20 protein-coding genes and 2 pseudogenes are annotated in these 25,343 nt (G+C 59.8%); 8 read left to right on the forward strand and 14 right to left on the reverse strand.

Annotated features, from left to right (window positions below):
* On the forward strand, window positions 1–855 hold an 855-nt coding region (locus NKH63_RS30085), incomplete at its 5' end, for an IS256 family transposase (RefSeq protein WP_352920188.1).
* 341 nt (window positions 856–1,196) lie between these two features.
* On the opposite strand, the gene NKH63_RS30090 is transcribed toward NKH63_RS30085, so the two are convergent.
* Together NKH63_RS30090 and NKH63_RS30095 are read right to left on the reverse strand one after the other, a co-directional pair.
* A complete protein-coding gene (locus tag NKH63_RS30090; RefSeq protein WP_352920191.1) occupies window positions 1,197–2,252 on the reverse strand; it encodes a cytochrome-c peroxidase in 1,056 nt (351 codons plus the stop codon).
* Window positions 2,253–3,064: 812 nt separating this feature from the next.
* Window positions 3,065–3,313: a DUF982 domain-containing protein gene (locus tag NKH63_RS30095; protein WP_352920193.1), complete on the reverse strand. Its 249-nt coding sequence runs from the start codon at window positions 3,311–3,313 to the stop codon at window positions 3,065–3,067.
* A 612-nt stretch (window positions 3,314–3,925) separates the two neighbouring features.
* Between NKH63_RS30095 and NKH63_RS30100 the strand changes: the two genes are divergently transcribed.
* Window positions 3,926–4,396, forward strand: a complete 471-nt coding sequence (locus NKH63_RS30100) for a Ros/MucR family transcriptional regulator (protein ID WP_352473850.1) — start codon at window positions 3,926–3,928, stop codon at window positions 4,394–4,396.
* A 227-nt stretch (window positions 4,397–4,623) separates the two neighbouring features.
* On the opposite strand, the gene NKH63_RS30105 is transcribed toward NKH63_RS30100, so the two are convergent.
* Together NKH63_RS30105 and NKH63_RS30110 are read right to left on the reverse strand one after the other, a co-directional pair.
* Window positions 4,624–4,836, reverse strand: a complete 213-nt coding sequence (locus tag NKH63_RS30105; RefSeq protein WP_023679670.1) for a cold-shock protein — start codon at window positions 4,834–4,836, stop codon at window positions 4,624–4,626.
* A gap of 218 nt (window positions 4,837–5,054) precedes the next feature.
* On the reverse strand, window positions 5,055–5,426 hold the full coding sequence (locus NKH63_RS30110; protein WP_352920197.1) for a hypothetical protein: 372 nt from the start codon (window positions 5,424–5,426) through the stop codon (window positions 5,055–5,057).
* A 970-nt stretch (window positions 5,427–6,396) separates the two neighbouring features.
* On the opposite strand from NKH63_RS30110, the gene NKH63_RS30115 reads away from it, so the two are divergent.
* Both NKH63_RS30115 and NKH63_RS30120 read left to right on the forward strand, forming a co-directional pair.
* Complete coding sequence (locus tag NKH63_RS30115; protein ID WP_352920199.1) at window positions 6,397–7,818, forward strand: M16 family metallopeptidase; 1,422 nt, start codon at window positions 6,397–6,399, stop codon at window positions 7,816–7,818.
* A 511-nt stretch (window positions 7,819–8,329) separates the two neighbouring features.
* Window positions 8,330–9,787, forward strand: a complete 1,458-nt coding sequence (locus NKH63_RS30120; RefSeq protein ID WP_502896381.1) for an NAD-dependent succinate-semialdehyde dehydrogenase — start codon at window positions 8,330–8,332, stop codon at window positions 9,785–9,787.
* An 831-nt stretch (window positions 9,788–10,618) separates the two neighbouring features.
* Here NKH63_RS30120 and NKH63_RS30125 read toward each other — a convergent pair.
* From NKH63_RS30125 to NKH63_RS30135, 3 genes are all read right to left on the reverse strand, one after another.
* Window positions 10,619–12,622, reverse strand: a complete 2,004-nt coding sequence (locus tag NKH63_RS30125) for a class I tRNA ligase family protein (protein WP_352920202.1) — start codon at window positions 12,620–12,622, stop codon at window positions 10,619–10,621.
* Window positions 12,623–12,957: 335 nt separating this feature from the next.
* Window positions 12,958–13,737 carry a phytanoyl-CoA dioxygenase family protein gene (locus NKH63_RS30130; RefSeq protein ID WP_352920205.1) on the reverse strand — a complete coding sequence of 260 codons (780 nt, stop codon included), beginning with the start codon at window positions 13,735–13,737 and terminating at the stop codon, window positions 12,958–12,960.
* Between the two features lie 506 nt (window positions 13,738–14,243).
* Window positions 14,244–15,506 (reverse strand): lysine N(6)-hydroxylase/L-ornithine N(5)-oxygenase family protein, encoded by a 1,263-nt coding sequence (locus NKH63_RS30135; RefSeq protein WP_352920208.1) that lies wholly within the window; start codon window positions 15,504–15,506, stop codon window positions 14,244–14,246.
* 251 nt (window positions 15,507–15,757) lie between these two features.
* On the opposite strand from NKH63_RS30135, the gene NKH63_RS31415 reads away from it, so the two are divergent.
* Window positions 15,758–16,060, forward strand: coding sequence for a hypothetical protein (locus NKH63_RS31415; RefSeq protein WP_502896380.1), 303 nt, complete (start codon window positions 15,758–15,760; stop codon window positions 16,058–16,060).
* A gap of 57 nt (window positions 16,061–16,117) precedes the next feature.
* Here the strand turns inward: NKH63_RS31415 and NKH63_RS30145 are convergent, their stop codons facing one another.
* Window positions 16,118–16,327: a hypothetical protein gene (locus NKH63_RS30145; protein WP_352485074.1), complete on the reverse strand. Its 210-nt coding sequence runs from the start codon at window positions 16,325–16,327 to the stop codon at window positions 16,118–16,120.
* A gap of 789 nt (window positions 16,328–17,116) precedes the next feature.
* On the opposite strand from NKH63_RS30145, the gene NKH63_RS30150 reads away from it, so the two are divergent.
* Window positions 17,117–19,207, forward strand: a complete 2,091-nt coding sequence (locus NKH63_RS30150; RefSeq protein ID WP_352920226.1) for a prolyl oligopeptidase family serine peptidase — start codon at window positions 17,117–17,119, stop codon at window positions 19,205–19,207.
* Between the two features lie 203 nt (window positions 19,208–19,410).
* The gene (locus NKH63_RS30155; RefSeq protein ID WP_352920229.1) at window positions 19,411–20,091 is read left to right on the forward strand and encodes an OmpW/AlkL family protein; all 681 of its coding nucleotides are present in this window, start codon (window positions 19,411–19,413) and stop codon (window positions 20,089–20,091) included.
* Between the two features lie 462 nt (window positions 20,092–20,553).
* On the opposite strand, the gene NKH63_RS30160 is transcribed toward NKH63_RS30155, so the two are convergent.
* Complete coding sequence (locus NKH63_RS30160) at window positions 20,554–20,697, reverse strand: transcriptional regulator (RefSeq protein ID WP_352920211.1); 144 nt, start codon at window positions 20,695–20,697, stop codon at window positions 20,554–20,556.
* A 205-nt stretch (window positions 20,698–20,902) separates the two neighbouring features.
* Here NKH63_RS30160 and NKH63_RS30165 point away from each other — a divergent pair, with 205 nt between their 5' ends.
* On the forward strand, window positions 20,903–21,184 hold the full coding sequence (locus NKH63_RS30165) for a hypothetical protein (RefSeq protein WP_352920233.1): 282 nt from the start codon (window positions 20,903–20,905) through the stop codon (window positions 21,182–21,184).
* 141 nt (window positions 21,185–21,325) lie between these two features.
* On the opposite strand, the pseudogene NKH63_RS30170 reads toward NKH63_RS30165, so the two are convergent.
* From NKH63_RS30170 to NKH63_RS30190, 5 genes and pseudogenes are all read right to left on the reverse strand, one after another.
* Window positions 21,326–21,418: pseudogene (locus tag NKH63_RS30170) on the reverse strand (hypothetical protein); the annotation flags it as partial.
* A 427-nt stretch (window positions 21,419–21,845) separates the two neighbouring features.
* A complete protein-coding gene (locus tag NKH63_RS30175) occupies window positions 21,846–22,478 on the reverse strand; it encodes an acyl-homoserine-lactone synthase (RefSeq protein WP_352920214.1) in 633 nt (210 codons plus the stop codon).
* 86 nt (window positions 22,479–22,564) lie between these two features.
* On the reverse strand, window positions 22,565–23,290 hold the full coding sequence (locus NKH63_RS30180; RefSeq protein WP_352920217.1) for a LuxR family transcriptional regulator: 726 nt from the start codon (window positions 23,288–23,290) through the stop codon (window positions 22,565–22,567).
* Window positions 23,291–23,486: 196 nt separating this feature from the next.
* Window positions 23,487–24,891, reverse strand: a pseudogene (locus NKH63_RS30185) (aminotransferase).
* 219 nt (window positions 24,892–25,110) lie between these two features.
* On the reverse strand, window positions 25,111–25,343 hold a 233-nt coding region (locus NKH63_RS30190), incomplete at its 5' end, for an Lrp/AsnC ligand binding domain-containing protein (RefSeq protein ID WP_352920220.1).

Here is a 25,343-nt window from a genome sequence, read left to right on the forward strand (position 1 = left end):
CGCAAGGTGAAGGCGGTGACGGAGGAATTGTGCGGCCACTCTTTCTCGGCCTCGACGGTGAGCGAGGCGACGATGCGGCTGGATGAGGCGCTCAAGGCGTTCTTCACGCAGCGGCTCGAGGAAAGCTATCCGTATCTCATCTTGGACGCGCGCTATGAACGGGCTCGCGAGGCGGGCGTGATCGCCAGCCAGGCGGTGCTGGTGGCGATCGGCGTGGATTGGGAGGGCCGGCGCCAGGTCCTGGGCGTGGAGCTGGCCAACCGGGAGAGCCATTCGAGCTGGCGCGAGTTCGTGACGGGGCTCAAGAATCGCGGGCTCGCCGGCGTCGAGTTCGTCGTCTCCGACGACCATCCGGGGCTCAGGGCGGCAATCCGCGAAGTGCTGCCCGAAGCGGTCTGGCAGCGCTGCTACGTGCACTTCCTCAGAAACGCGCTCGACTACGTGCCGCGCAAGGTCGACGACGATTGCCTGATGGAGCTCAGATGGTTCTACGACCGGCGCGACCTTGCCGAGGTCAAACGCGACCTGGCGCAGTGGATCGCCAAATGGCAGGCCAAATACCCGAAGCTGGTCAACTGGGTGGAAGATAACATCGAGGAGACGCTGAGCTTCTATCGGCTGCCGCTAGCCCACCACAAGCACATGAAGTCGACGAACATGCTGGAGCGGCTGAACCAGGAGATCAAGCGGCGCACCCTGGTCGTTCGCATCTTCCCCAACCCGCGGAGCTGTCTGCGGCTGGTTCGGGCATTGGCGGTGGAGATCCACGAGAACTGGCTCGAGGCGACCCGCTACCTCAACATGGATCATCTGCGCGAGCACAAGAAGGAGAGCCTGAGGGCCTTGGCCGCCTGAGCACCGTCATGTGTCCGCCGCTCCGCTAAACACGGGGGCTGCGCGGCGGACACGCCGACGTCACCGCAATGCCACGCCATTTTGCAGAACTTGACGCACACAACTCGCGATGGCCGGCCGCCGCGCGGTATCGACAGCGCGCGAGCCTCATGCGTCAGACGCCTTCCTTGGCATGTCGCACGCCAGATCCCAAACATGTTTCCATCGCAACGAGCTGGTGACGGAAGCAGTGTCTGCACTTTGGAAACGAGCCATTTGCCTTCTCATGGACGTCCGACTCGTCTCGTCCAGTAAAAGTCGCAATCATTGTCAATTGCGATGTTCCGCAGTCAGCTGGCCGTTTATTTTCCTAAGATCTGCATTATAGGCCGGGGTGTTGTCGCCGTTTCGGCGGGTAAGATGGGATAGGCGACCTCGGGTGCCTTTCCGGTCAGCGAGTTGAGGAAGGCAACAAGCAGGTCGACTTCTTCGTCCGCCAGTACCACGCCAAGCTGGGTGGTTCCCATGATGGCAACGGCCTGTTTCAGATCCCAAACCTTGCCCGAATGAAAGTATGGCGCGGTGAGTGCAACGTTGCGCAGCGGCGCCACGCGGAAAACATAGGAATCCTCGGCTGCATTGGTGACCGCAAATCGGCCTTTGTCTTTTTCCGGCAGGACCTCGGCGCTGGGCTGTTCCACGAGGCCGAATGGGTAATAGGCTTCCCCACCAACGTTGATGCCGGCATGGCAGGACGAGCAGCCTTTGTCCATGAAAAGCGCCAGGCCCTGTTTCTGTTCGGAAGTCATGGCGGCGTCATCGCCATTGAGGAAGCCGTCGAAGGGGGCCGGCGTGACAAGTGTCGCCTCGAAGGCTTCGATTGCCTTGGCGACGTTGTCGAAGGTGACGCGATCGGCTTCAGCCGGAAAAGCTGCATCGAACCACTCGAGATATTGCGGCATCGACTTGAGCGTGGCGATGACTTGACCCGGTGTATTGGCCATTTCGACGCCGGCTTGGACCGGTCCCTTCGCCTGAGCCTTCAGGTCTTCGGCACGACCGTCCCAGAACTGGGCGATGTTGAAGACAGCGTTTAGTACAGTCGGCGCGTTGCGCGGTCCCTTCTGCCAACCATGGCCGATCGAGGTTTCATGATTGTCGTCGCCGCCGGTGGCCAAGTTGTGGCACGAGTTGCACGACAAGACGCCTGACGCCGAGACGCGTGGATCGAAGAACAGTGCCTTGCCGAGGGCGATCTTCTCCGGTGTGATCGGGTTGTTAGCGACTACCGGCGTGGTGGGTGGCAAAGCCTTGAAAGTGGCCAGTGCCGTTTCTCTGAGGTCTGCGGGGATCGAATCCGCAGCAAAAGCGATGGCTGTCAGCAAGGGGACAGCCATCGTACTGAATAGGATTTTCATAAATGATCTCGCTGCGTCGTGCACGCAGCCACTCTGGGATATGCGGCTCATGAACGCCCTGCGCTAGATCAGTTGCGGGAGAGGACCGGATGGTCTGACACCTGTTTTTGCGGCAGAGGTTGGACTGTCCCGGAATTGAACGCTCTTCTCGACTGGATTTCAGGGAGGCGGAGGATCGCTGCTCGGCAAGCGGCGGCGCCGGAGCCGTGCTTCGGTTCTCTCTGCGCCTTCAACTATGAAGAAATCGGGGCCGCCACCGTGTCAGATTCGGTTTGGGGCCGGTTATCTGTTCCGCAGCAGGTCCTGCTCGACTTCCGCCTGCCTTCGTCAGATCGACGTGGGCCCAAATCGATCCGCGATAGTGTCTCGTAGCACCTTTGCGGGACGATCTTATTTCGACTGTAGAGGGCCGTTTCGGGTGAGCAAAATTACACAAATTTCAAAGGGCGCCCGAGTAGCTGTTTTGATTGGCTTGTGAGGCCTATAGCCTCCATCGAGCGAATATTGGCAGACGACGGAGCACAATTTTGGCTTCGTTTATCATCTTGCTTCAATGGGACAACTTCTTTGCAATAACTACACGGCAATTTACCGTCACGAATTTGAGAGAACCAAGTCCCACGCAGTGGTTTCACATCGGAAACATTGCAGTCCTGCCGCGAGAAGCTGATTTACAAATACAACAAGATGATTAATATCGCCATAGGGCGCAAAATATTGTTTGTTCGCTATAGTACGCTCCAGATGCCGGCGAAATCTGGATACAATAACCTCGTCGGCGTACCCGCTCCAGCCTCACACGACTGCGACGCCTATACTTGCGCTTTTCCACTGTCCGACATGCAGGCAGCGAGCCATTGCATCGCGGAGGTTGCATCTTCCAATATGACGACCTGTTTCGCAAAGCGGAAAAAACTCTTGCGCGCTGCGCTCGCAGGTTTTCGTCCGTTGTATGCATCAAAGCACGCCCTGAGGGCGGCTTCGTGGATCCGGTCTCTGCGATGTTGTGGCCATTCGTTGAGAAAATCGATAGCATCCGCAGGACGGGCAATCTCTTGCACAATGTGCGCTGCACGCCTTACGAAAGTTGGCTGCTGAAAGTTCCTGAGCTCATTCGTTCCTCCCGACCTGCTGAACCGCTATTTTGCGTGAACAGGCGCCTCCTCTACACCCGCCCACCATTGCGGAATGTGTTGTCACAGCGATAGCGGTTCAATAGCAAAGCAGCGGCGTGATGTCCTCGGTTTACCAGCGGGCCAATCCCTAACATCCTGCTGCGAGAGCGGCTCACCGGATGAATCTACATCGTTTCGACCATTGCGAATCAACGCTTGATAGTTCCTCCACGCGCCACCAGGAAGCGGCCACTGCTCTGCCACCGACTTCACAGCCAAAGAGAGGATGGCGAATAGAAACAGCCCGCTTCGTTTCGAGATTACTGGTCGTCTGGCGCAAAACTTACGGCCGAGACGCGCCTGAAAATGCGCAAGCACCGCGGCAGGTCGCCAACAACGGAACGCATCAACGGTCATGACGGCGCGATACCGCGCTATAGATCTCGCTGCTGGACGAGCATCGCAATAATCCTGTCGAGACCTTGGTTGCTTTCAGCGGCGACCGCCACTATGAAGCGACGCTTCGCCGACTGTGTTTCACGCCGCCTGGAGAGTTTCATGACAGAAGAAGCCGAAAAAAACATCGACACCCTCATCGAGCTCACGGCCGATGTCGTCTCAGCCTATGTCTCCAACAATCCGATCCCGGTGGGGGATCTCCCTGCCCTCATCGGCCAAGTGCACGCGGCTCTGAAAGGGACGGCGGAAGGTGTCTCTGCAAAAGAGCCGGTTGCCCTTACGCCTGCAGTCCCGATCAGGAAGTCGGTGACACCGGACTACATCATCTCCCTTGAGGACGGGAAGAAATTCAAATCGCTAAAGCGCCATCTGTCGACCCACTATGGGCTGACGCCGGATGGATATCGGGCCAAATGGGGCCTGTCGGCGGATTATCCCATGGTCGCGCCGAACTACGCCGCGGCGCGCTCGTCATTGGCCAAGACAATGGGGCTCGGCCGCAAACCGAAAGCGCCGGAAGCGCCGGAGCCGGCGCCGACGAAGCGAACCCGCAAGAAGGTCGCGGCTTAATTTCGGCAATGGAGATTCGTTCTGGAGCGTTGCAGCCGTCGGCTTAATCTGCGCGTCATATCGTCATATAAAAAGGCGGGGCCAACCCCGCCTTCCTTTTTTGTTTCATGAGGAATTCGCGACGCCTGCAGCAATCTGCTGCCCTCAGTTTTTGCTCGCTCCTATCGAGCGGCCGTGAGGACCTCCGGACCTACGCGCCCACTCTTGCCAGGACGCAGGAGAAAATTTCAACCAGCTTTGCTGAGGCTGCCAGCGGAGGATTTGCCGGTGCGGCGATCCTGCTCGATCTCATAGTTGATCTTCTGGCCGTCAGCGAGGGTCGAGAGGCCCGCGCGTTCGACAGCGGAAATGTGGACGAAAACATCCGGACCGCCATTGTCGGGCTGGATAAATCCAAACCCCTTGGTGCTGTTGAACCACTTTACCGTTCCAGTAGGCATATACGTGTTCCTCCTTAACAATTGCAACGTCGGGCAGGCCATTAGGCCTGCCTGACTCATAGCCGAGACTTGGGCGCAGCAAAAAGCGAAAAAATTGTTAAGCCCCGATCAGCTGGCGCACTCCATTTTGGCCGTAGTCGCCAGCAAGCACTGTCCTACACTACCGCTCGAGCATGGCCGGAAGCGCCCGATCCTTCCAACGCTCCTCAGCGCCACGTCTAGGGCTGGTGCTTGGAGGCACGGGACGTAAGGCCGACCGCTGCTCGTGCCGCCAGGTCAAAGGCCGGGTAGTTCACGGAGCTACCTTCGTGCATAACGGCTTGGCAAGCGCTTGAAGGAGTTTCGAATTGGATTGTTTCAAGAGGGTCGAGGGGTTGATCGATTGCCACCAGCGTGGAAGCGATCGATAACGCGCGCGTTTTGCTGGACCAGTTCAAGGGCAAGTCAGAAACAATCGCCCAAGCGATCGACGACTTCCTACTTGATTTCATGACCTTGCTGTTTGTGGTAGAAGCTACCCGCGAGCGGTTCCACAATCCGGCGAGGCGGTTGGCGCGTATCAGATTGAGCAGGATCAGGCTGTTACTCACCCGATGCTCTTGACCTAAGGGACCACGCCGCCAGGGATGCGTTTGCAGCCGCAAAGAAGGCAAAATCTGTTCGCCGGCAAACCGAGCACAGCCAGTCGGTATTTGCGCAGATGAATTCGACCGCGACCGCCAAATTCTCCTGTTTGGTACCCAGCGACGACGGCAAGCGCGGACAGCTTCCGTGCTGCTGTCCTCCAGCGACAGACGTGCCTGCATGCCCCTCTACGGCGAGCTCGACGGTTGTTTCTTACGTTTGACCAAGGTCCCGCGCAAACACTCCCCTTTCCCGCAGCAACTCATCAGGCTCAACGGCCTCGCGGCAGGCGCATTACGCCAGAAGCGCGCGACCGCATCGTTTTTCCCGCCCGAGTCCTACGATCTTCGTTTTCCAGCGCCTCGCGGATATCGCCCAACTTGCCGATTTTTGGATCAGATCCGTCCTAGCGCGCGAGCAGGCTCCGGGTTCGAGTTGGCTGGGCTGCTCACGCCTCTGCCCTTCAGCATCGACCCGGTCTGGCTGTCGAGGACAGGGTCCCGCTGGGGCGACCAACATCTCCATTCTCACCGTCAGTGCAGCGGCCATTCGAAGCGCATCCTATACCCCTCCCCGGCAGCGCGCCCAATCGTCTTCCGAACGAAGAAGATATTCTCAGCCGCGCGCGTCGCGTTCGGCCCTGTCCGATGTCCGACAATGTCGGATGCGCAACATGGCAGAGCCCTATTTGTCCACTGCCTCGAACGGTTTTCTGATCTGGCACGGTGCATGCTTGGTCATCCGCAAGGCGTCGCGGACCAAGGAGAATCCCGTCCCATGATCACCTCACCGAGAAATACTCCCGCAGGTCTCCTGGGTCCATCCAAAGATGAGGCTCGAGTAAGGCTTGGTCCCCTGAAGAGCTTATTCATCTGGCTCGGCGCTGCCCGCCGATCCTCCCAGGCGGGGAGACGGGGACGCGGCGCCTTCATCAAAATGAGGAACAAATCACTTTGCCTCGAACCTTGCCTTTCGACCAGCCACCACAACCGCAGCCATCGATCGTCCCCCTGGCTGCGCAGGGCGTTCATTGCCACCGCGCTGGCCCTGGTGACGACCGCTCCGGCTCTGGCCGCCACCGACGGCGGCAAGGTGACGGATTTCCTGCTCGACAACGGCATGGAAGTGGTGGTCATCCCCGATCACCGCGCACCGATCGTCACTCATATGATCTGGTACAAGATCGGCAGCGCCGACGAGCCACCCGGCAAATCCGGCCTTGCCCATTTCCTCAAGCATCTGATGTTCAAGGCGACGACCAACCACGCCGCCGGCGAGTTCGACCGAGCCGTCTCAGCCATCGGCGGCTACAATAACGCCTTCACCGCCTATGACTACACCACCTTCCTCGAGACGGTGGCGCCCTCGGCGTTGGGTGAGATGATGGGCTTCGAGGCCGATCGCATGTTCAACCTCATCCTCAACGACGATGATATCAAGACCGAGCGCGACGTGATCCTGGAGGAGCGCCGTTGGCACAGAGAGACGAACCCGCATGCTCTGCTGGACGAGGAGGTCAACGCGACGTTGCGGCAGAACCAGCCCTACCGCATTCCGGTCATCGGCTGGATGCAGGAGATGGAGAAGCTGAACGGCACCGACGCATTCACCATCTACAACAAATACTACCGACCGAACAACGCCGTGCTGGTGGTGGCCGGCGACGTAGAGCCTGAGACGGTGAAGGCGCTGGCCGAGACAACCTATGGCAAGGTTGTGCGCGGGCCGGACCTGCCCCCGCGCAACCGCCCGGTCGAGCCGGAGCAGAACACCAGGCGCACAGTGACGCTGACCGATGCGCGCGTTTCGGTGCCGAGCTTTTCCACTCAATGGGTGGTGCCGTCCTATCATACGGCAGAGCCCGGCGAGGCCGAGGCGCTCGACCTGCTGGCCGAGATCCTCGGCGGCGGTAACCGCAGCCGGCTATATCAGGAGCTTGTCGCCAAGCAAGGCATAGCTTCGGCGGCCGGCGCCTCCTTCCAGGGCACGATGCTAGACGACACCAATTTCACCATCTCCGGCTCGCCGCGCGGCGATGCAAAGCTCGTCGATCTCGAAGCGGCGGCCGTTGCCGAAGTCGCCCGGATCGCCAAGGATGGCGTCACCAGCGACGAGCTGGACAAGGCCAAAGACCGCTATATCCGCTCGGTGATTTTTGCGCACGACGAGCTGGACCACATCGCCAACATTTATGGCAAGACGCTCACCACCGGTGGCAATGTGAAGGACGTGCTCGAGAGGCCGGACCGCGTCCGCAAGGTCACCACCGACGAGGTCAAGGCGGTCGCCGCGCGTTATCTGGTGCTCGACCATTCGACGACAGGCTATCTTTTGCCGCAGCAACAGGCGGGGAATTGATCATGAGCTCCATCCCCATGCAAATGCGCCGGCCGGTCTTCCCTCGGCGCGCCTTCGCCACCCTGTTCCTCTCCATCCTCTTTCTCATCTTGCGGGCGCTCGCCGGGTAAACGGGATCTGTTTAAAGCCGCGAGGAGCGGTTTTCGCGGGCCTTGCCAGGCATTTGCCGGTTCAGGCGTCATTATTGGGGTGCGCTCCTCCTCAGGCCAGCCTCTCTTCGAGTGGATAGAGTCGCCGATTCGTGGTCCGCAGAATTGTAGGCGCAGGCCACCAGCATCCCACTCCGCGCGGCTGGCGAAGCCGATGTCGGTTGTTCAATCGTTCGACTAGTAGAACCGCGAGGCATCTTCTAGCGTATTCAGGTATTCTCCCTTTCCAGTCGGGTACCGTGGTCTATCAGCTGTCTGGCCGAGGCCCTATAAGGAACCCGGACGTCGCGGAGTACACACCGCACCTGCTATATATACCTGCTGCGTTGAGGAGGAATCCGGTATTGCCCCTGTGCCTGCCGATGATCCGTCACCTGAGAACCCCCGACCTGTTTGGACCCATTGATCGCCTGCCGGCACTTGGCACGCGGATTAGCGAGCGGACATTCGAGGTCCTCAACCCGTCGACTGGCGAAGTGCTGGCAGAACTACCCGACATGGGTGTCGAGGAGACATGCGCTGCGATCGACAAGGCCTATGTCGCGCAGCCTGGATGGGCAGGGCTGACCGCACGTGAGCGCAGCGACGTTCTATGGCGATGGCATCAGTTGATCATCGACCACGCCGACGATCTCGCCGCGATTCTCACCGCGGAGATGGGCAAGCCGCTTGCCGAAGCCAAGTCGGAGATATCGCATGCTGCGGCGTATCTGCAATGGTACGCCGAGGAGGCCAATCGCGTCTATGGCGAGACGATCTCCGCACCATCGATGGACCGCCGAATGCTGGTAATCAAGCAGCCCATCGGAGTTGTTGGCACGATAACGCCATGGAATTTCCCGGCCTCGATGGTGGCGCGCAAAATCTCGCCAGCCTTGGCGGCGGGCTGCACGATTGTCCTCAAGCCCGCTGAACAGACGCCGCTCGTGGCGGGAGCAATGTTCGCCCTCGCCCATCAGGCTGGCTTTCCCGAAGGCGTCGTCAACCTGATCTATGCGTCCGAAGGTGACGCGGTCGGCCGCGAACTTTGTACCAATCCCAAGGTCCGCAAGATCAGCTTCACCGGGTCGACTGAGATCGGGCGCCTTCTCATGCGCCAGTGCTCGGACCAGATCAAAAAAGTCAGCCTTGAGCTCGGCGGCAATGCACCTTTCATCGTCTTCGATGATGCCGATATCGATGCCGCGGTTGACGGTGCGGTCCAGGCGAAGTTCCGCAATGCCGGCCAGACCTGCGTTTCGGCGAACCGCCTTTACGTCCAGTCGGGCGTTCACGACGAGTTCGTCGAGAAATTCGTGCAACGGGCTCGCCAACTTCAAGTTGGTGACGGTTTCGCTCCCGGAGTGGACATCGGACCGCTCATCGACAAGCACGCTTTGGCCAAGATCGAATCCCATATTGCCGATGCCGTCGCCAAAGGCGGCGCAATTAGATGCGGGGGCAAACGCATCGGCACGAATGGCACGTTTTTCCAACCGACAGTCCTGGCCGGTGTCTCCAGCGAGATGACCGTCGCGCAAGAAGAGACATTCGGGCCGCTGGCACCGATTATTCGCTTCAAAGATGCGGATCAGGTCGTGCGTGAGGCCAACGACACGATCTACGGCCTCGCGGCCTACTTTTATGCCTCCAACCTGAAGCATATCTGGCGTGTGGCCGAGGCTTTGGAATATGGAATGGTCGGGGTAAATACCGGCCGGATGTCTTCAGAAGCGGCGCCGTTCGGTGGGATAAAACAGTCCGGCATCGGGCGGGAGGGATCCCGCCATGGCCTCGAGGACTATCTCGAAATGAAATATCTCTGCATGGGCGGCATCTGAATTTTCGGCTTGCAGGGTTCACAAACCGGGTAACCTAGCGAGCGATCTCCAAATATGTGAATTGTAGGATCGCTCCTCGATTGGGAACTGAGGGGCGGCTCCGTACCCGAGCAAACACGCAATCCTGAAGGAGCACCCTGGCTGGACTTATCTCTCGACGAGACAAGCGTCTGCATTGTCGGCGAAGACGGCGTGGATGTGACGGAGGATACGCTTGCGAGGGATTTGGCGGCCCTCGCCGACTATCTTCAGGCGACGGGCTGTCTTTGCGCGGATCTGGTTGGAAGCTTGTGCACCATCGCGATCGTGAACGCTGGTTGTGCGCAATATCCCGTTTCTGGGGCAGAATTTTGAACCTGCTACCTTCCGATTGTCAGTAGCTCAGTTGTTCTTCGGCCGACTGCCGCGCCAGTACAGGCTCGGACAGAATCGAAGATACCATCGGGCAGGCATTCGCATTCGACATTTCCGGTGATCGGCGCACGATCCAGGGCGCGCCAGGTTGACCAAGCGCCTCGAACCGCATGACAGTCTTGACCGGCTGGAGGACGGAAATCCCGCGATGCCGAAGAGGTTGGTCAGCGGAGTCGAGCCCACACGGCATTTGCGGCACGAAACAGCAAGGGCTGGGAAGCGATCGGCCGAGCGGTCCTCGAAGGCGCGGGCCAGGGTGTCGACGATGCGTCGGTTCAGGTCCGCCAATCTGGGCTCTACCGTCTGATAGCGGCTTCGGTCGCCAGTGACAGCGAGTAAAGATATTTGGCATCATCGGCTTTGATTGCCGCGCAGATCTGGTCGAGATTGGGATAGCTCACTGGTGCACCTTTGGGCTCATAGTGCTTCCCCCTCATCGAGATGAGGATTGCCGGATTTGGCGTAGAACACCAACACGGGTCCGAGATCAAAGCGCGTCCCGGGCGCAAGGCGCTGGACGGACCGGGGCCATGTTTCGGTTGAGACGCCATCGATGCCTCGCGCCAGCGTTCTGGCGAATCGGGGCATCAGCGGAGCGAGGGTCGGTGCCAGGATCGCAGCGGCCGTCGTCTGAAGGGCTAGCGAAGTCCGATTGCGGGCGGGATAGAAACGTCGCGCCGCCACATAGTCTTGTGCCCGACGGTAGATCACGCAATCGCGCACGAAATCGCAGACCTGAGCGGCCGCGCGCCGGACCGAGAAGCCTTCGTCCGAATAGGCGCGTTCCATCGCCGCGCGATAGATCTCTATCCGAGCAAAGAAGGCGCGGTCGGCCGGGCTCCAGTCGCCTGCATCGGGTACACGGCCGCCAAAATCCTGCTTGATTTCCTGGTTCAACGCATCGAGCCAGTTCAGCCAAATCCCTTGGAACACCTGGTTCTCGGTGCGGCGCAGCGCGTCCAGCGTGAAATCCGTCCGCTCACCTTCCGGGCGTGTCAGGCCCAAATGGAGGCGCACGACGTCGACTGTCTTTGGGCTCAGAACCTCCTTGCCCCAGACCGCATGGCGGCAGCTGGTTGAGAACTTCTTGCCGTCGAGCAGGTAGAACTCGTTGACGTGATAGTGGATGCGTGGCGTCCAGTGGGAGAAGACCTCGGCGTAAAGAGCGGGGTAGAGTAGCGCGTGGTAGAACGAATTATCGAAGCCGAAGAAATGGACAATCTGCCAGTCGTTGCCGGGCATCTCCGCCTTCCAGTCGCGACCCAGCAAGCGGCCGAGCGCCTGGATGTTGTAAAGAAAACCGAAGGCCATTTCCGGCCAGACCCAGATCACTTGCCCCGGGAACCCTTCGGCCGGCAGGCCCCAGTCCGAGGGGTGGGTAATGGGCACTGAAAAGTTGCCGCGTCGGCGTAGGCGCGCGAAGAGATCCAAGATCCGTAGCGGGACGCCCGACGCCCTTAGATGCCGGTCGATATTGTCGTAGCATCGGTCCAAGGCAAGTTCCGGGCGGCGGACGGAGCCGACCAGCGGCGCCTCGGCAGACTGCCGTGACCGGGCTGCACCCAAGTCGTGGCAAAGGTTTGGGGCGCCGCATTCCTCGCAGATGTTGCCACCGGCGGAGCCGCCGCAATCGGGGCAGAGGCCGCTAACATCCGGCTCGTAAAGATAGTGGCCTGTCACAGCATCGAAAAGCGCAGGGCTCGGGCGCAGATCTACCGCCGTGCTGCTCAGAAGACTGCGGAAACACGCGGCTTGAAACTCGCCGTAACCGTCATCGCCCATTGTGGGTTGGAAGCTGTGGACGTCACAATCGAGAAGTGCAAGCGTGGCGCGAATCTCGTCGGCGTAGTAGCGCGCCACGTTTGCAGGCGTCGATTGATCAGCATCGGCGCGTGTCGCGACGTAGCTCTGGTAATCGTCGCTTCCGGTGAGGTGATAGGCCTCGACTCCTTTCATGCGCAGGAAACGAGTATAGACGTCGGCGCCGAAATAGGGGCCAGAAAGATGCCCTAAATGCAGATCGCCATTAGGCGTCGGCGGTGTGGAGAAGACGAAGATCGGCCCGCGTGGAGCGGTGGTCTTTGCAGCGGCATCAAGGGCGGCCTCGCCGTCTCGCCAGTAGACATCGACGAAATCTAGGTCTTCGTTTCCGTCGTTGCGCAGCACATGCGCTTCAAAAGGGTGGAACAGAACGACATCGCCCGCCTCGACCGAGATTTCCCCACGGTCGGTCGTGACCTTGCCCGATCCTGACAGGATCACAAAGGCCTCGATTTCGTCGTGCCGATGGGGCTCGGATGTAATGCCCGGTGCCACCCTACCGAACGAAAACCCCGTGCCGGCGCTGCCCGTTCCAAGCGTGGCCATGTCGATACCGAACGCGCGCGACAGCCCGGTTCGAGAAAACGTGTATTTGCGCATGACGAACCTAAGCTGTTGAAGCAGTGGGATCTTCGGCTGCCAACGCAACGGCCTCTTGTGCAAGTTGCGCAGAGGGGCGGTAGCCCAACCCGTTGGCGGCCCCGGCCAGAATAATGCGGCTCTGGGCCGCCAGGCGGGCGACGAGAGGGGCGCCAGTCGGGCTGTAGGCGTCATAGGAGACCGCCCTGCGACCACCTCCACAATCCACGTGCCGAAGCGTCGTAACGGGCTGCGGTCGATGCTCCGCGAGCCCGCAAATCAGAACGCCATACTCTCCGCGCATTTTTGAGCGGCCGATCAGTTTCGTGTGCATGCCTCCGCCTGGCTGCGTGAGCTCAATCGCGATAGAAAATGCCATTTGGGGGCTTGAGTTTGTCGAGATCGGCCACTTTGCCCTCGGGCGGGTTAAGGGCGCGCTTAAGCACGTTATATTCAGCGCGGGTCGGTCCACCGGTTGAAGCACGCTGGAACACCAAGTAGAGTGTCCGCCGCGAACGATTGCTTTTGTTCGGTCGTGAGTAGTGCGGTGCGTAATCGTCGAAGATGAAGATGTCGCCAGCCTTCCATACTACGGGTTCCCAGGAGAACATTTCGGCGACTTGAGGATCGATCACCCCACCGGCATCCATGGGAAACACCCCCTTCTTGTGGTTGCCGGGGCTGAAGAAAAGCCCGCCGTTTTCCGGGTCGGAGTCGTCGATGCCTATGGCAACCACCGCATGGACCATCCGGTCGGGGAGTTTGTGTGGAATGTGATAAATGTCCTGATGCGGGAGATAGCCGCCGCTGTCGGGGTAGTGGAAAATCAGCAACTCCTTGAGCCTGCGCGAATCTTCGCCAAGCAAATCCTCGACCGCTGACTTTATGCGCTGATCTTCTAAGAGCAAACGACGCAATGGATCATGGAAGTCGAGAAAATTCTCGATCTTGGAGATGATCTTTCGATTGTCCGTCGTCTTCTCGAACCACATGAGCCATTTATCATCGCTGACATCCCAGCGTGACATATCTTCGACAAAAGTAGAGATATCTTTCTGAGCCGCTGGAGCGAAGAACCTTTCAAGCCTGACGTATCCGTCTTTCTGCCACTTTTCTCTTTGTGCATCAGTCAACATGCGAAAAGCCTCCTGTTGGAAAGACTGGTTGGTCGGACATCCCAATTAGGGCAGTCGGGCGCTGGTCAAGTTGCCGGTCCACGGAGACGGACTCACGTCATGTGGGACGGCGATGCTAAGTGCGTTCCGCTCCGGCGGATATTGTCCGCAGAAGCTCGGCGCGAGACTGCCTATGTCAGGCTCAGCCGGGTCCAGGGGTTCCGTAAACTGGGCCGGATCAATCGCTTCACCCGGTCCAGCCACGACACGCATCGCTAAAGGCCGGCACCATCCGCTGACCGCCGACCCAGCCATGGCCGCCAAGACCACGGCGCTCTTTCGAGTGAGCGACCTCGTACGGTCTTGACAACCGTAGGGGAAATGCACGCCCCCAGAATAATGCGATGCGCCGCTTGGTCCAAAGGCTTGTTCGGTCACGATGATTTCGGAGAAACCTCCGGCCTTCGCCGTAGCGGAGGCGGACATCATTCCTAGGATGCCACCGCCGATGATCAAAAGTCTACGAGTCATATCCCGCTGCCCATTTCTTCGGCTACGGGGTCGGGCCAGCTCTCGATCGAGGTATGGCTGATGAAGCCCGGATGCTCGGGGTTCGCGCATGGCGCGCGCCCAAGAAGGCTATCGAGGATGCGGCGCGCGCGCCAGGCCAGCAGGCTTAGGTTCGGATCGGCCAGGCCGCGCTGCCCGAGGCTCGCGTTTTGTACGAAGATGCGTCTGTCACGCGGCCCGTCCCAGCTCACCGAAAAATCCTCGCGAATAGCTAATTCATTGTCGATCTGCTCCAGCCGGTGCGCGATGGGTTCCAAGAAGTCTGGCACCGCGTTCTCGTAACCGGTGGCCAGGATGACGATGTCAGCCGTGACTTCTTCGACCTCGTCCATGCCGTGCTGCAGAGTCAGCCTGTGACCCGCGCCGGCGTTGATGCAGTGCGAGACGGTGCAGCCCGGCCGCAGTGTGATGTCGCATCGGTTTGGCTCGAAAAATGCGTGGCGGTACAGCGCCTGATAGATCGCGCGCAACGTGCTTTCCGAAATACCGTCCGAGGCAAGCACGAAACGCCGCAGGAGCAGCTTGCGCTGCGACTCGCTCATCGCCGCGAAACGATCTGAAAAGCAGGGCATGAACAACTCGTTTGTGAACGGGCTGTTGTCGAGAGGCAGGTAGTTCTCACGCTGCGAGACCCAAGTGATCGAGGCAGGCCGCCGTTCTTTCGGCAGACCGACAAGGTGCAACATCACCTCGGCTCCCGACTGGCCTCCGCCGAGCACGCAGACATGCTTTCTCCGCACCTCGGGATGGATGTGCAGTAAAACAGATGAGTGGAACAGGTTGCGTCCAATCCAGCCCTGAAACTGAGGCGGAATTTGCGCCTGCTTGCCAATGCCGACCACGACGTTTCTGGCGCCGTGAACCGCCTTATCGGTCCGCACCCGAAACTCGCCGTCAAAGCGGATTTCGTGCACGGTCTCGCCGCCATGGACAAGTGGGTTCCTGTGGAAGGCCCAGTTCAGGTACTGCTCAAACTCAGCTCTGAACACAGCCTCGAACTGTGCGTTCAGGAAATGGTACAAACGCCCGTTCTCGTGCAGGAAGTTTACGAAAGTGTAGGCTGATCGCGGATTCACCAGTGTGACCAGATCCTTGAAGTGGCTGACCTGGAGCTCCGAGGAATCGAATGCGATGCCTGGATGCCAGCGGAAGTCGACCTGCCGATCCAGGAACAGTGCCCCTTGCCCAACTTGCTCGTGTATCTGACACGCAAGGCTCAAATTAGACGGCCCAGCACCGACCCCAACGCAAGATAACTCCACTGCTTCCTCCTATAGAGTCTTCCCACTAGGCGGCTTGTTCGCGGCGACTATCGGCCATAGCCATTGGGCCCCCTCGCGGAGTTTCGAGCCCCGGTCCCGACCGGGTTTGCGAGAATTTGTCCAGCGCGTTCGGGTCGTCGAATGTAGACCCGAGCATTCCAGCGCGGTGACAATCGACGAGTCATGCCGGCGACGTGGCGCAACGAAGTATGTCCTTTCCGCCGGTCTGGATGCCCGCGTCGCCGTCACGCGAGGAGCTTTCCAGGCCCATTAAGGTGTTTGAAGCCGGCGCAATCGCCCGCCTCGACCATGACGCGCCGGCCTTTCGGCGGCTTGATGGCAGGCGAGAGCGCGGTTTTCACTGCGGCGACGGCATTTTCGGTGCGCATGATCATGGAGGACGTCTCGCTGATGCGTTCGCAGAATCCCGTGCATGGGCCGTGCCAGAGAAGGAAAACCTTGTTAAACAGTGGGTTGGCGGATTTGCGATCCTGTCGGAAATCCGACATTGAGGGGGGACCCTCGCGGCGGCGCCCGATTTGCACGTCGATGTCGCCTTTTCCGAATAGCTAATCGGGCACCTTCTGCACCAGAATACTTCTCATGGAGACCAGCACGAAGCCTTCATGAACGGACAGTGCATAACCTGGTGTCTCTGCCGGACAGATCGCGATATGCCGTCTCCCATCGAGGTCGGCAGTTGCAAGAGCTGCCAAATCCTTCGCCCTATCGTGCCGTTGCACTGGCTCGATCCCGACATCCTCGGAGGCGGCGATCATGAAGAGTGACGCAATCTCATGTCCGCCGCGACGCCTCTCTCATGAGGAAGCAATTCTCTGTGTTGGTGTCGGATCGATGCTCTTGATGACATGGTTGCGGATGGGCGCATGCCCAGACCTGAGCGCATCAATGATTGCGCGATCTGGGACCTTCACCAACTGGATTGTCGAATCTCTGTAAAGATAGCGGGAAGGAGAATTGCGTTCTGACCACTCTGCCGGTTCCAAAAGCACGAGGCCATTCGGTCCCTGCGACTCAATCCAGGCGGAGGGATGAGGCCGCACAGCAGTCTTTTGCGCGCCCACCGGTCGGCCAGGATGGAGCCGTCGTAAACGCAGTTATTCGATGATCGCCGCCGCGGAGTCCTCAGGCTGTGCCGCGCACGACACCAGCGACGTACTGGTCGTCGATCGCCCCGTCGCCGATGTCGATCCGAAGCTCGGCCAGTTTCGCGGTGAACTTCACTGCTTATTCCGCAGTGCCCACCGAGCTGGCACAGGAGGTTCTATCAGGAGGTCACGGCTCATTCGTTGTCGGGTCTTCGACAAAGTCGGACATGAGACACACCGGAATGAGAGCCATGTCATTGATTGTGAAATGATTTTCTCGTTTGGCACGACACGTGCAAGGCTATCCGCAAACGCGCTGCGGCAAGGACTGAGGAGAAATCATGGCATGATCAAGCTCGCCGAACATGCGGTCGCCGCCGCGAAAACAAAGCTCTCCCGAGCCTAAAGAGAACCTTGAAATTGTTTTCCAGCCGACATCATTCTTCACGTTATCCTGACATGACCGCATTCGATTTCCGCCCAACGCTGAATGCTCCCGACGATGATCCCTATCTTTGGTTCGAAGATGTAGAAGGCGAACGGACACTTGCCTGGGCCGCCAGCCAGTCGGCCAGAACCCTGGGGCACTTCGGTATAACGCAGTTCGATCGCGACCGTGACGCCCTGACAGCGATCATCGACCGTCCTGACAACATTCCCTTGATCACCCGCCGCGGCCAGTACCTCTACAATTTCTGGCAAGATGCCCGAAACCCGCGCGGACTGTGGCGCCGGACCTCCCTTGCCGCCTATATGAAAATGAATCCCCAGTGGGAGCTACTGCTCGATCTGGACGCCCTCGCCGCTAGCGACGGAGAGGACTGGATCTGGCGCGGCGCGTCCGTTGAGCCGGAGAGACGGGAAAGAGCCGTTCTGGGCCTATCGCGCGGCGGCAGCGACGCGGTCGTGCATCGCGAATTCGATCTGGGGTCTCTTAGCTTCGTCGCCGACGGTTTCAACCTTGCGGAGGCCAAGGGCGGGGTTAATTGGCTCGACCCTGACACGCTTCTGCTTTCCAGTGCGCTTGGTGATGGCATGGCCACCCGCTGCGGCTACGCGCGCACCGTGCGGCTGTGGAAGCGAGGCGCGGATCCGCTCACCGCGCCGGTAATCTTCGAGACCGGTCCCGAATCCCTCGGCGTGTCCGGCCATCTGGACCGCACCGCCGAGAGCGAGCGCCTTTGGTTCATCGAGCAGGCGACCTTCTTTGAGAAGATCGGTCGAATCGGCGACAGGAGCGGGCCGAAGATGCGGATCGACCTTCCTCAGGACGCCTCGTGGAGCGGCTTCGGCGACTGGCTGGCGGTAAAGCCGGGCAAGCCGTGGACAGTGGGAGGGACGACCCATGCCGCGGACGCGCTGATCGGTATCTCGCTTTCCTCCTTCATCGCCGGCGAGCGCAGTTTTGCCACCCTCTTTGAACCAGGCGACAGGCGCTCCCTGCACTCATTCTTCTGGAATAACGGGAAGCTCATTATCTCCTACCTCGTCTACCTCGTTCCGCGTTTCGACATGTTCACCCCCGACCGCCAGGAATGGACGCGCCGAGTGCTGGACACCGTGCCCGCCGAAGGGACTGTTCACCTTCGGTCGCTCGATGCGGAACATCACGAGACCAACGGAGAGGTCCTCGTTTCGGCTCAGGACCCGATCAAGCCGCGGAAGCTTCTCCTATTAGACCTCAATGCCGCGGCGCCTCTCGGCGCTCCAGTAATCCTGAAGCGCAACCCGGAGAATTTCGACGCATCCGGGCTGGTGGTCACGCGCCACGAGGCAGTCTCGACCGGTGGGGAGATGATCCCCTACACGCAGGTCGGTCCGGCGAACGGGAACGGGGATGCCCCGGTTCACCTCACCGCCTACGGCGGGTACGGCATATCGCTCCTGCCCCACTACAACTCCTCGCTCGGCAAGCTGTGGCTCGAACACGGCGGCACGTGCGTGGTGGCGAACATCCGGGGCGGCGGAGAGTTCGGCACCCGTTGGCACGAGGCCGGGCGCAGGGAGGGCAAGCGTCTCGCCCATGACGATTTCGCCGCCGTTGCCGCCGACCTCGTGCGAAGGGGCATTACGCTGCCGAGGCGGATTGCCGCCGAGGGCGGCTCAAATGGCGGCCTTCTGATCGCCAACATGCTTACCCGCTATCCTGAGCGTTTCGGCGCGCTGTTCTGCAAAATGCCGCTTGTCGACATGCGCCGCTACACCAAGCTTTTGGCGGGCGCGAGCTGGATTGACGAATATGGCGATCCCGACAAGCCGGAGGAATGGATTTTCCTAAAGGAAATCTCCGCCTATCACGCCGCAACGCCGGGACAGCCCTATCCGCCGATCCTGCTCGCCACCACGAAGCGGGACGACCGCGTCCACCCGGGCCACGCGCGTAAGATGGCCGCAAAGCTGCAGGCTCTTGGCTATCCCGCCTACTTCTATGAGCCCGGCGCGGGCGGGCACGGCTACGGCAAGAACAATCGGGAGCGGGCCGCATTCATTGCCTTGGGCACCAATTTCCTTCGCAGTGCGATCGGCTGGCAAGCTGATGGCGTTCGATAGGTGGGCGGGACCCAGACAAAGAGCAACGTTTCAATCATTGAGTACAGGTCGATGATTGCGAGCACGGCGCCAATAATGTGTGCGCGGTCCCACGCAAACGGCGCTGAGCGCTCCGACAATCTCACGCAATTCGAGCAAGACTTTTCGTAGTTCAGTGCATCACTTCTAAACAGCAAGGAGAGAATATCATGGCGAGAAACCAAATGCGCGCGGCACGGGGAGTAACAGCGGCCGTTGTCCTAATCGTGATGGGACAGCAGGCCGTCGCGGCGGACCTTGCGCAAGCGGCGAGCGTCCCGCAGGCGGGAGCCTCGGTCACGGAAGCGCCAAGCCCTTGGCAGATCCGGCTGCGTGCGTTGGGGGTCATCACTGAAAATTCGGGCTACGTACATGCAGTGCCCGGCTCCGGTCTTTCCTATTCGGACACTGTGACGCCGGAACTCGATATCTCTTATTTCTTCACGGACAACATCGCCGCCGAGCTTATCCTCGGCACCACCTACGCCAACATCGAGGGCCAAGGAGCGATCGGCTCGCTGGGGAATATCGGCAAGGTTTGGCTGCTGCCGCCCACGCTCACATTGCAATATCATTTTACCGATTTCGGCGCGTTCAAGCCCTATGTAGGCGGCGGCGTGAACTACACGATCTTCTATAACCAGGGTGCCGGCAGTGCCGATGCTCTCAAGGTTAAGAATACGTTCGGCACCGCGCTGCAGGTCGGATTCGACTACATGGTGGATCAGCACTGGGGCGTCAACTTCGACGTGAAGAAGCTTTTCCTCAAGCCAGACTTCGACGTCACCGTCGACGGCGCGAAGCTGACGGGAAAGGCGGAGCTCGATCCCTGGTTGATAGGCGCAGGTGTCACCTACCGTTTCTGATCACGAAAGGCGAAGGCGGCTGCTGGTAGCCGATCTGAAATGAAGGGGCGCCTCGTGCGCCCTTTCTACGGTCGGCCCTACAGAAGGGAATCGACCCGGATCATTCGAGGAGCGGCCTTGCTGGGCCGGAAACGGTCATTCGCTACACCGCCGATGCCGCGGCGCGGTTCGCGCTGACGGACACGAATCTCGGAAGGTAGGTGAGACCGTCGTGCAGGTGGTGGTGATTGAGCGCCCCCTCGGACCCGCCGTTGACCGATCAGCGCCTCAGCGATTTCGCGATGTGAGGCTCCGGCGAGCGATCCGTCAAGCGCGCGAGAACAAAGGTCATTCGGGCGCCGCATCTTTCAGTAGCCGAAAGGCCTCCCCGCGTCAGGGGCGAAGCCGAATGGCCGAAACCGCCTGAGCCCGCCGAAGAAAAGCTGGCTCGGTTCGGTCAGCGCCGTTAGTTGCGCGGGCCCGCTAGGACCGGAGGCTCGACAGAATCTCACAGGGGTCAGCGTCAAGAGCCAGGGTTACCTCGAGAAACTCGATGACATCGAGACGCCGCTCTCCGCCTTCGTACTTGGCCACGAAGGATTGCGCACGACCAAGCTTCTCAGCCACCTGCGCCTGGGTCAGGCCTTGGCCTTGCGCAGCGAAACCAGCTGGGCCAGAAACCGCCGGTGGCGGGGCGATCGAAGGGATTTGGGCATGCGGGCGAACCGGTCAGGTAAAGACCGGCTCAGCGACTAATCCCGGTTTTGGATTATCCCATTTTGGGATATGCTGCGTTGGATCCAGCGCTCAACAGGCGAGGTTGGCAGCAGGCATGAATGGTTCAACGGGGACAGATAAGACTCGACGCTCGACTCTGTGCGACGAAGTCCCCTGGTCGGACAGCATCACGAGCTACGACAGGCAGCATCGGAGCGTTTACCTGCGCATCCTTGACGCCTGCGCCTACAATGCCAGCGTAGAGGAAATGGCCGATCGCATTCTCGGCATCGACCCTATCCTTGAACCGGTCCGCGCCCGCAAGGCTGTTCGCAGCCATATAGATCGCGCGAATTGGATAGTGACGACCGGCAGCAAGCACCTGTTCGGCGGCTGAAATATAGCGCGGATTGCCACGCCTTTTCAGACGAGGAAGTCCAGGTACCCGCCATTCATCAGTGCGCGGCCACGAGAAACGGCGCCGCATGCGATCGTGCAGGTGATCGCGAGGATCGTTCCAGTCGGAGTGGACGCGCCGTTGACCGATCAGCGCCTCAGCGATTTCGCGATGTGAGGCTCCGGCGAGCGATCCGTCAAGCGCGCGAGAACAAAGGTCATTCGGGCGCCGCATCTTTCGGGCGGAAACAAGCGGGCGGGCAATTCGCCCTGAGCACAAAGAATGTTAAAGGTCGAACGGCGATGCGGTTGGCGATGCGGACGGCTGTTGCGCAACGACAGGCAATACACGGGCGCACCGGCGCGGACACCAGAACATCGCACCGCGACTGTAGGACTCAGCCAAAACACCCGAGCGCGAGAGATCGCCGACCGAAGCGTTTACGTCGATAAGGGCTCCGCGAGACAGTGTATGGGCCTGCTGGAGCGCAGCGAGCAGGTCACTCTGGAATGCCGGGTTGCGACGCAAGAATTCTCAGGCCCAGCCACGCAACGTCAACTGAGCGGTGTAGTCATAGGAGGAGTTCCTGCCAGTCCTGATCGGCAACTGGCGTGACGGATAGGCATGACCGTGCTCCCCTGCCCGCCTTCATCGCGTGATCTCATGCCACCTGGCCAAGAACCGGCGCCCACAGCACCGGACCGCCAATGCCGCCGTTTTGCCGCACCACATGGAGCATCGGCGGCGAGACTTCGAGATAGCCTGCCAGGGCGCGGGTGACGCCAATGGTTTGCGGCTCTCCGATTCGCTCAAGCGGCCAGCCGGCGCGACGAAGGAGGCGCTCCATGCGCAAGTCGGTCACGGTTATGATATGGCTGAGCTGGCGCGAGAGGCCTAATTCGATCATGCCGGCGAAAAGTTCATAGGTTGCGATCGCAATGCCGCCCGCTCCCTTTGGTGCGGACGAGGGAATGTCGAGCGCGAAGCGGCTACTTTCCCATATGCTCGGCAGCTCAGGCGGCGTCTTTCCGTCCAACAGTACGGGAAAGGTGTCGCGAAGCATTGTCGGCCCTGTGGAGGGCAGAAGGCGCACGCAGCCATCGACAGAACCGTCGAAACCGCGCCGCAACAGGTAGTGAGGTCTCAACGCGTCAAAGGAATCGATCTCGTAGCCGCCACCTCCTCTCACCTCCCAGTCGAGTCTCTCCTTGAAGACGCGGTAGCGCAGGCGATGCATTGCATGCAGGTCGTCGGCAAATTCCTCGTAGCAGTCTGGTGCAATCAGCTGGATCATCAAGAGCCTCCTCGCGGGGAAAATTCCCCGGTATTGGAGGCGAAGCTTTGCGCTTGCGCTGCCTGTGCAGTTGCACAGGTAGAATATCAGCGATACGAGGATTTCGAAATGGTGAGAAGCGCAACCAACTGGCTTCTGGTCCTTACACCGAGCTTCCTGCGGGCGTTATCAAGATGAAACTCGGCCGTGCGCTGTGTGATCCCAAGGATGCAGCCCATCTCCCAGGCCGTCTTGCCACGTACTGCCCATTGCGCGCACTCGTATTCGCGCGCCGTCAAAGGCACACCATCGACGATCCGGTCAGCGGACAGTTTTCGTCGAGCGAACATGTGAAAACAGGTTGCAACGTATGGGAGATCGTCTTCATAGCGTTCCGCGACGCGGAAAAATGCAGGATCGCGCTCGTCAGCGGCAAAGGTCATCGCCGCAAAATGGCCGCGGTGATCGATAATCGGGATCGTCAAACCACAGCAAATGCCGAACTGCGCCGCTTCGTCAAAGACCCTCTGCTCGGCTGCTGATGGCTCAACCTCCAGTAGTGCGGAGCCCCATCGAAATGGGTATCCGCCGCAGCGGGCGCGCACTATGACGGGATCGACACTCTGGTACTGGTGCTGAAGATAGCGCGCTGTCCAGGGCGCCGGATAGTTCGAGATCAGCGTGGGCTTGTCCCTAGAGCGCGGCGGCAGCGAGAGGTAGGCGAAGGCGAGCAGGTCCAATTGTGAGGCCACATCGGCGAGAGCGATGCGGAAATCGACCTCATCGACGCTGTCCCAAAGCCGTTCCAGAAATCTTTCGAAGACAGGTTGCATATCTGTCCTTGTCAGCACCTTCCTTGGGTCTTCGGCAACTTGCTTGCAGGTGGCAGCAAGCCCAGGTGGACTTGCGCCGTCTCAAAAATGCGCCCTGCCGGCGGGGAGGTGCACCGGCAGGGCTCGCCGCTCAAAGGCCGCGATCAATCGGGAGGACCGGGCAGCCGCGGCAAAAAATGCTGGTGGGCGCCAGCAATTATACTGCGCCTTCGGCCTTTAGCGCGCGATAGGTCGTATCGACTGATTTCGCAGTCACATCGACGATGATGTCGATCTCTTTTCGGGTAATGATCAGAGGTGGGGCATAGCCGAGAATATCGCCATGCGGCATAGCCCGGCCGATGACACCATTCTCAAACAGAGCAGCGGCGGCGCGCACGCCGACCTGAAGTCCGGGCTCGAATGGTACCCGTTCTTTAGGATCCCGCATCAGTTCCACGGCGGATAGAATGCCGACGCCGCGAACCTCGCCAACAACGGGATGTCCTCCAGTTCGGCTTTCATGCGGGCATGCCAGTACGGTCCGACATCCCGAACATGTTCCAAGATGTTTCTTTCCTTAAGCAAGTTAATATTGGCAAGCGCGGCCGCGGCGCAAAGCGTGTGACCAGAATATGTCCAGCCATGGCCGAGTGGGCCGTGCTTTTCCGTTCCTTGTTCCGAGACCGACCAGACCCGGTCGCCGATAATTGACCCGGAGATGGGGAGGTAGGCGGAACTCAAGCCCTTGGCGATCGTCACGAAATCCGGTCGCATGCCATAGAGGTGGGAGCCGAATTTCTCGCCGGTTCGCGCGAAGCCGCAGACCACTTCATCGGCGATAAGAAGGATATCGTACTTATCAAGCACCCCTTGAATTGCGGTCCAGTATCCCTTTGGGGGTGGAACGATGCCCCCGGCCCCAAGTACCGGCTCTCCGATAAAGGCTGCAACCGTCTCCGGGCCTTCAGCGAGGATGAGAGCCTCAAGTTCGTTGGCACAGCGCCTGGAGAACGCTTCCTCGCTTTCGCCATCATGCGCCTGGCGGTAATGGTGGGGCGCCGTCGTATGGCGCACCAAGTTCAGCGGCAGGTCGAAGAAATCGTGAAAGAAGGCAAGGCCTGTCAGGCTACCTGTGACCAGCCCGGATCCGTGATAACCGCGATTCCGCGAAATGATCTTCTTCTTTTCAGGGCGACCGAGAATGTTGTTGTAATACCAGACCAGCTTGATGTTGGTTTCATTGGCATCGGAGCCGGAGAGGCCGAAAAAGACCCTTCGCATATTCTGACCGAAATATTCGACCACGGCCTCTGCCAAGAGTGCGACTGGCTCAGTCCCTTGGCTCGCATAGACATGGGCGAACGGCAACTCGTGCGCATGCCGGGCGATGGCCTCGGCAATCTCCGTGCAGCCATATCCCTTATTGACGCAGTAAAGCCCTCCGAAACCGTCAAGGCTCTTTCGGCCTTCCGTGTCCCAGATATAGACGCCTTCTGCACCGGCCATAATCCGGTTGGCGTTTCGCCGCGACTGTGCTTGGCTAAGTGCGTGGACGGATGGAAGACGAAGCTTCGATCCGTCTGCCGGAGTTGCTCGGTTCCCAGATTGCTCAAGCCTATCGTCCCTCTCCTAGCGATCAGGCGCCGGAGAATACTCGGCCAGCCGCCTCTTAGCGATTAACATACCGGCAAACACCTCTTCAGTTTCACGGAAATTCACGTCTTTAGCCGACAAATTCGCGGAATCGGCACCAATCGCCGTGGAAACCAAGGCTTCGGGAATTTACCGTTGTCGTAGTGCGGACAACGGGATCGGTGAATTGGATTTCACTGGCTTTGTCACGACAAGGCTGAAATCCTGATACGCAGCCATAGAAGGAGATGAGGAGATGAAACGCGCATCAGATAATCGATGCGCCCCCCGATGGCCCAGCAGTCCAGGATTTCCGGAATCTGTTGGATCGCAGTCTCGAAGTGCCGTTGGTCCTCGAGACGATGGCGATCCAGCACCACCTCCACCATTATAGAGATGATGCCCCCCATGAGGGCTGGACTGAGTCGCGCGTAGAACC

Origin of the sequence: Mesorhizobium sp. M0960 (genome assembly GCF_040319055.1) — a bacterium.
Taxonomy (GTDB): domain Bacteria; phylum Pseudomonadota; class Alphaproteobacteria; order Rhizobiales; family Rhizobiaceae; genus Mesorhizobium.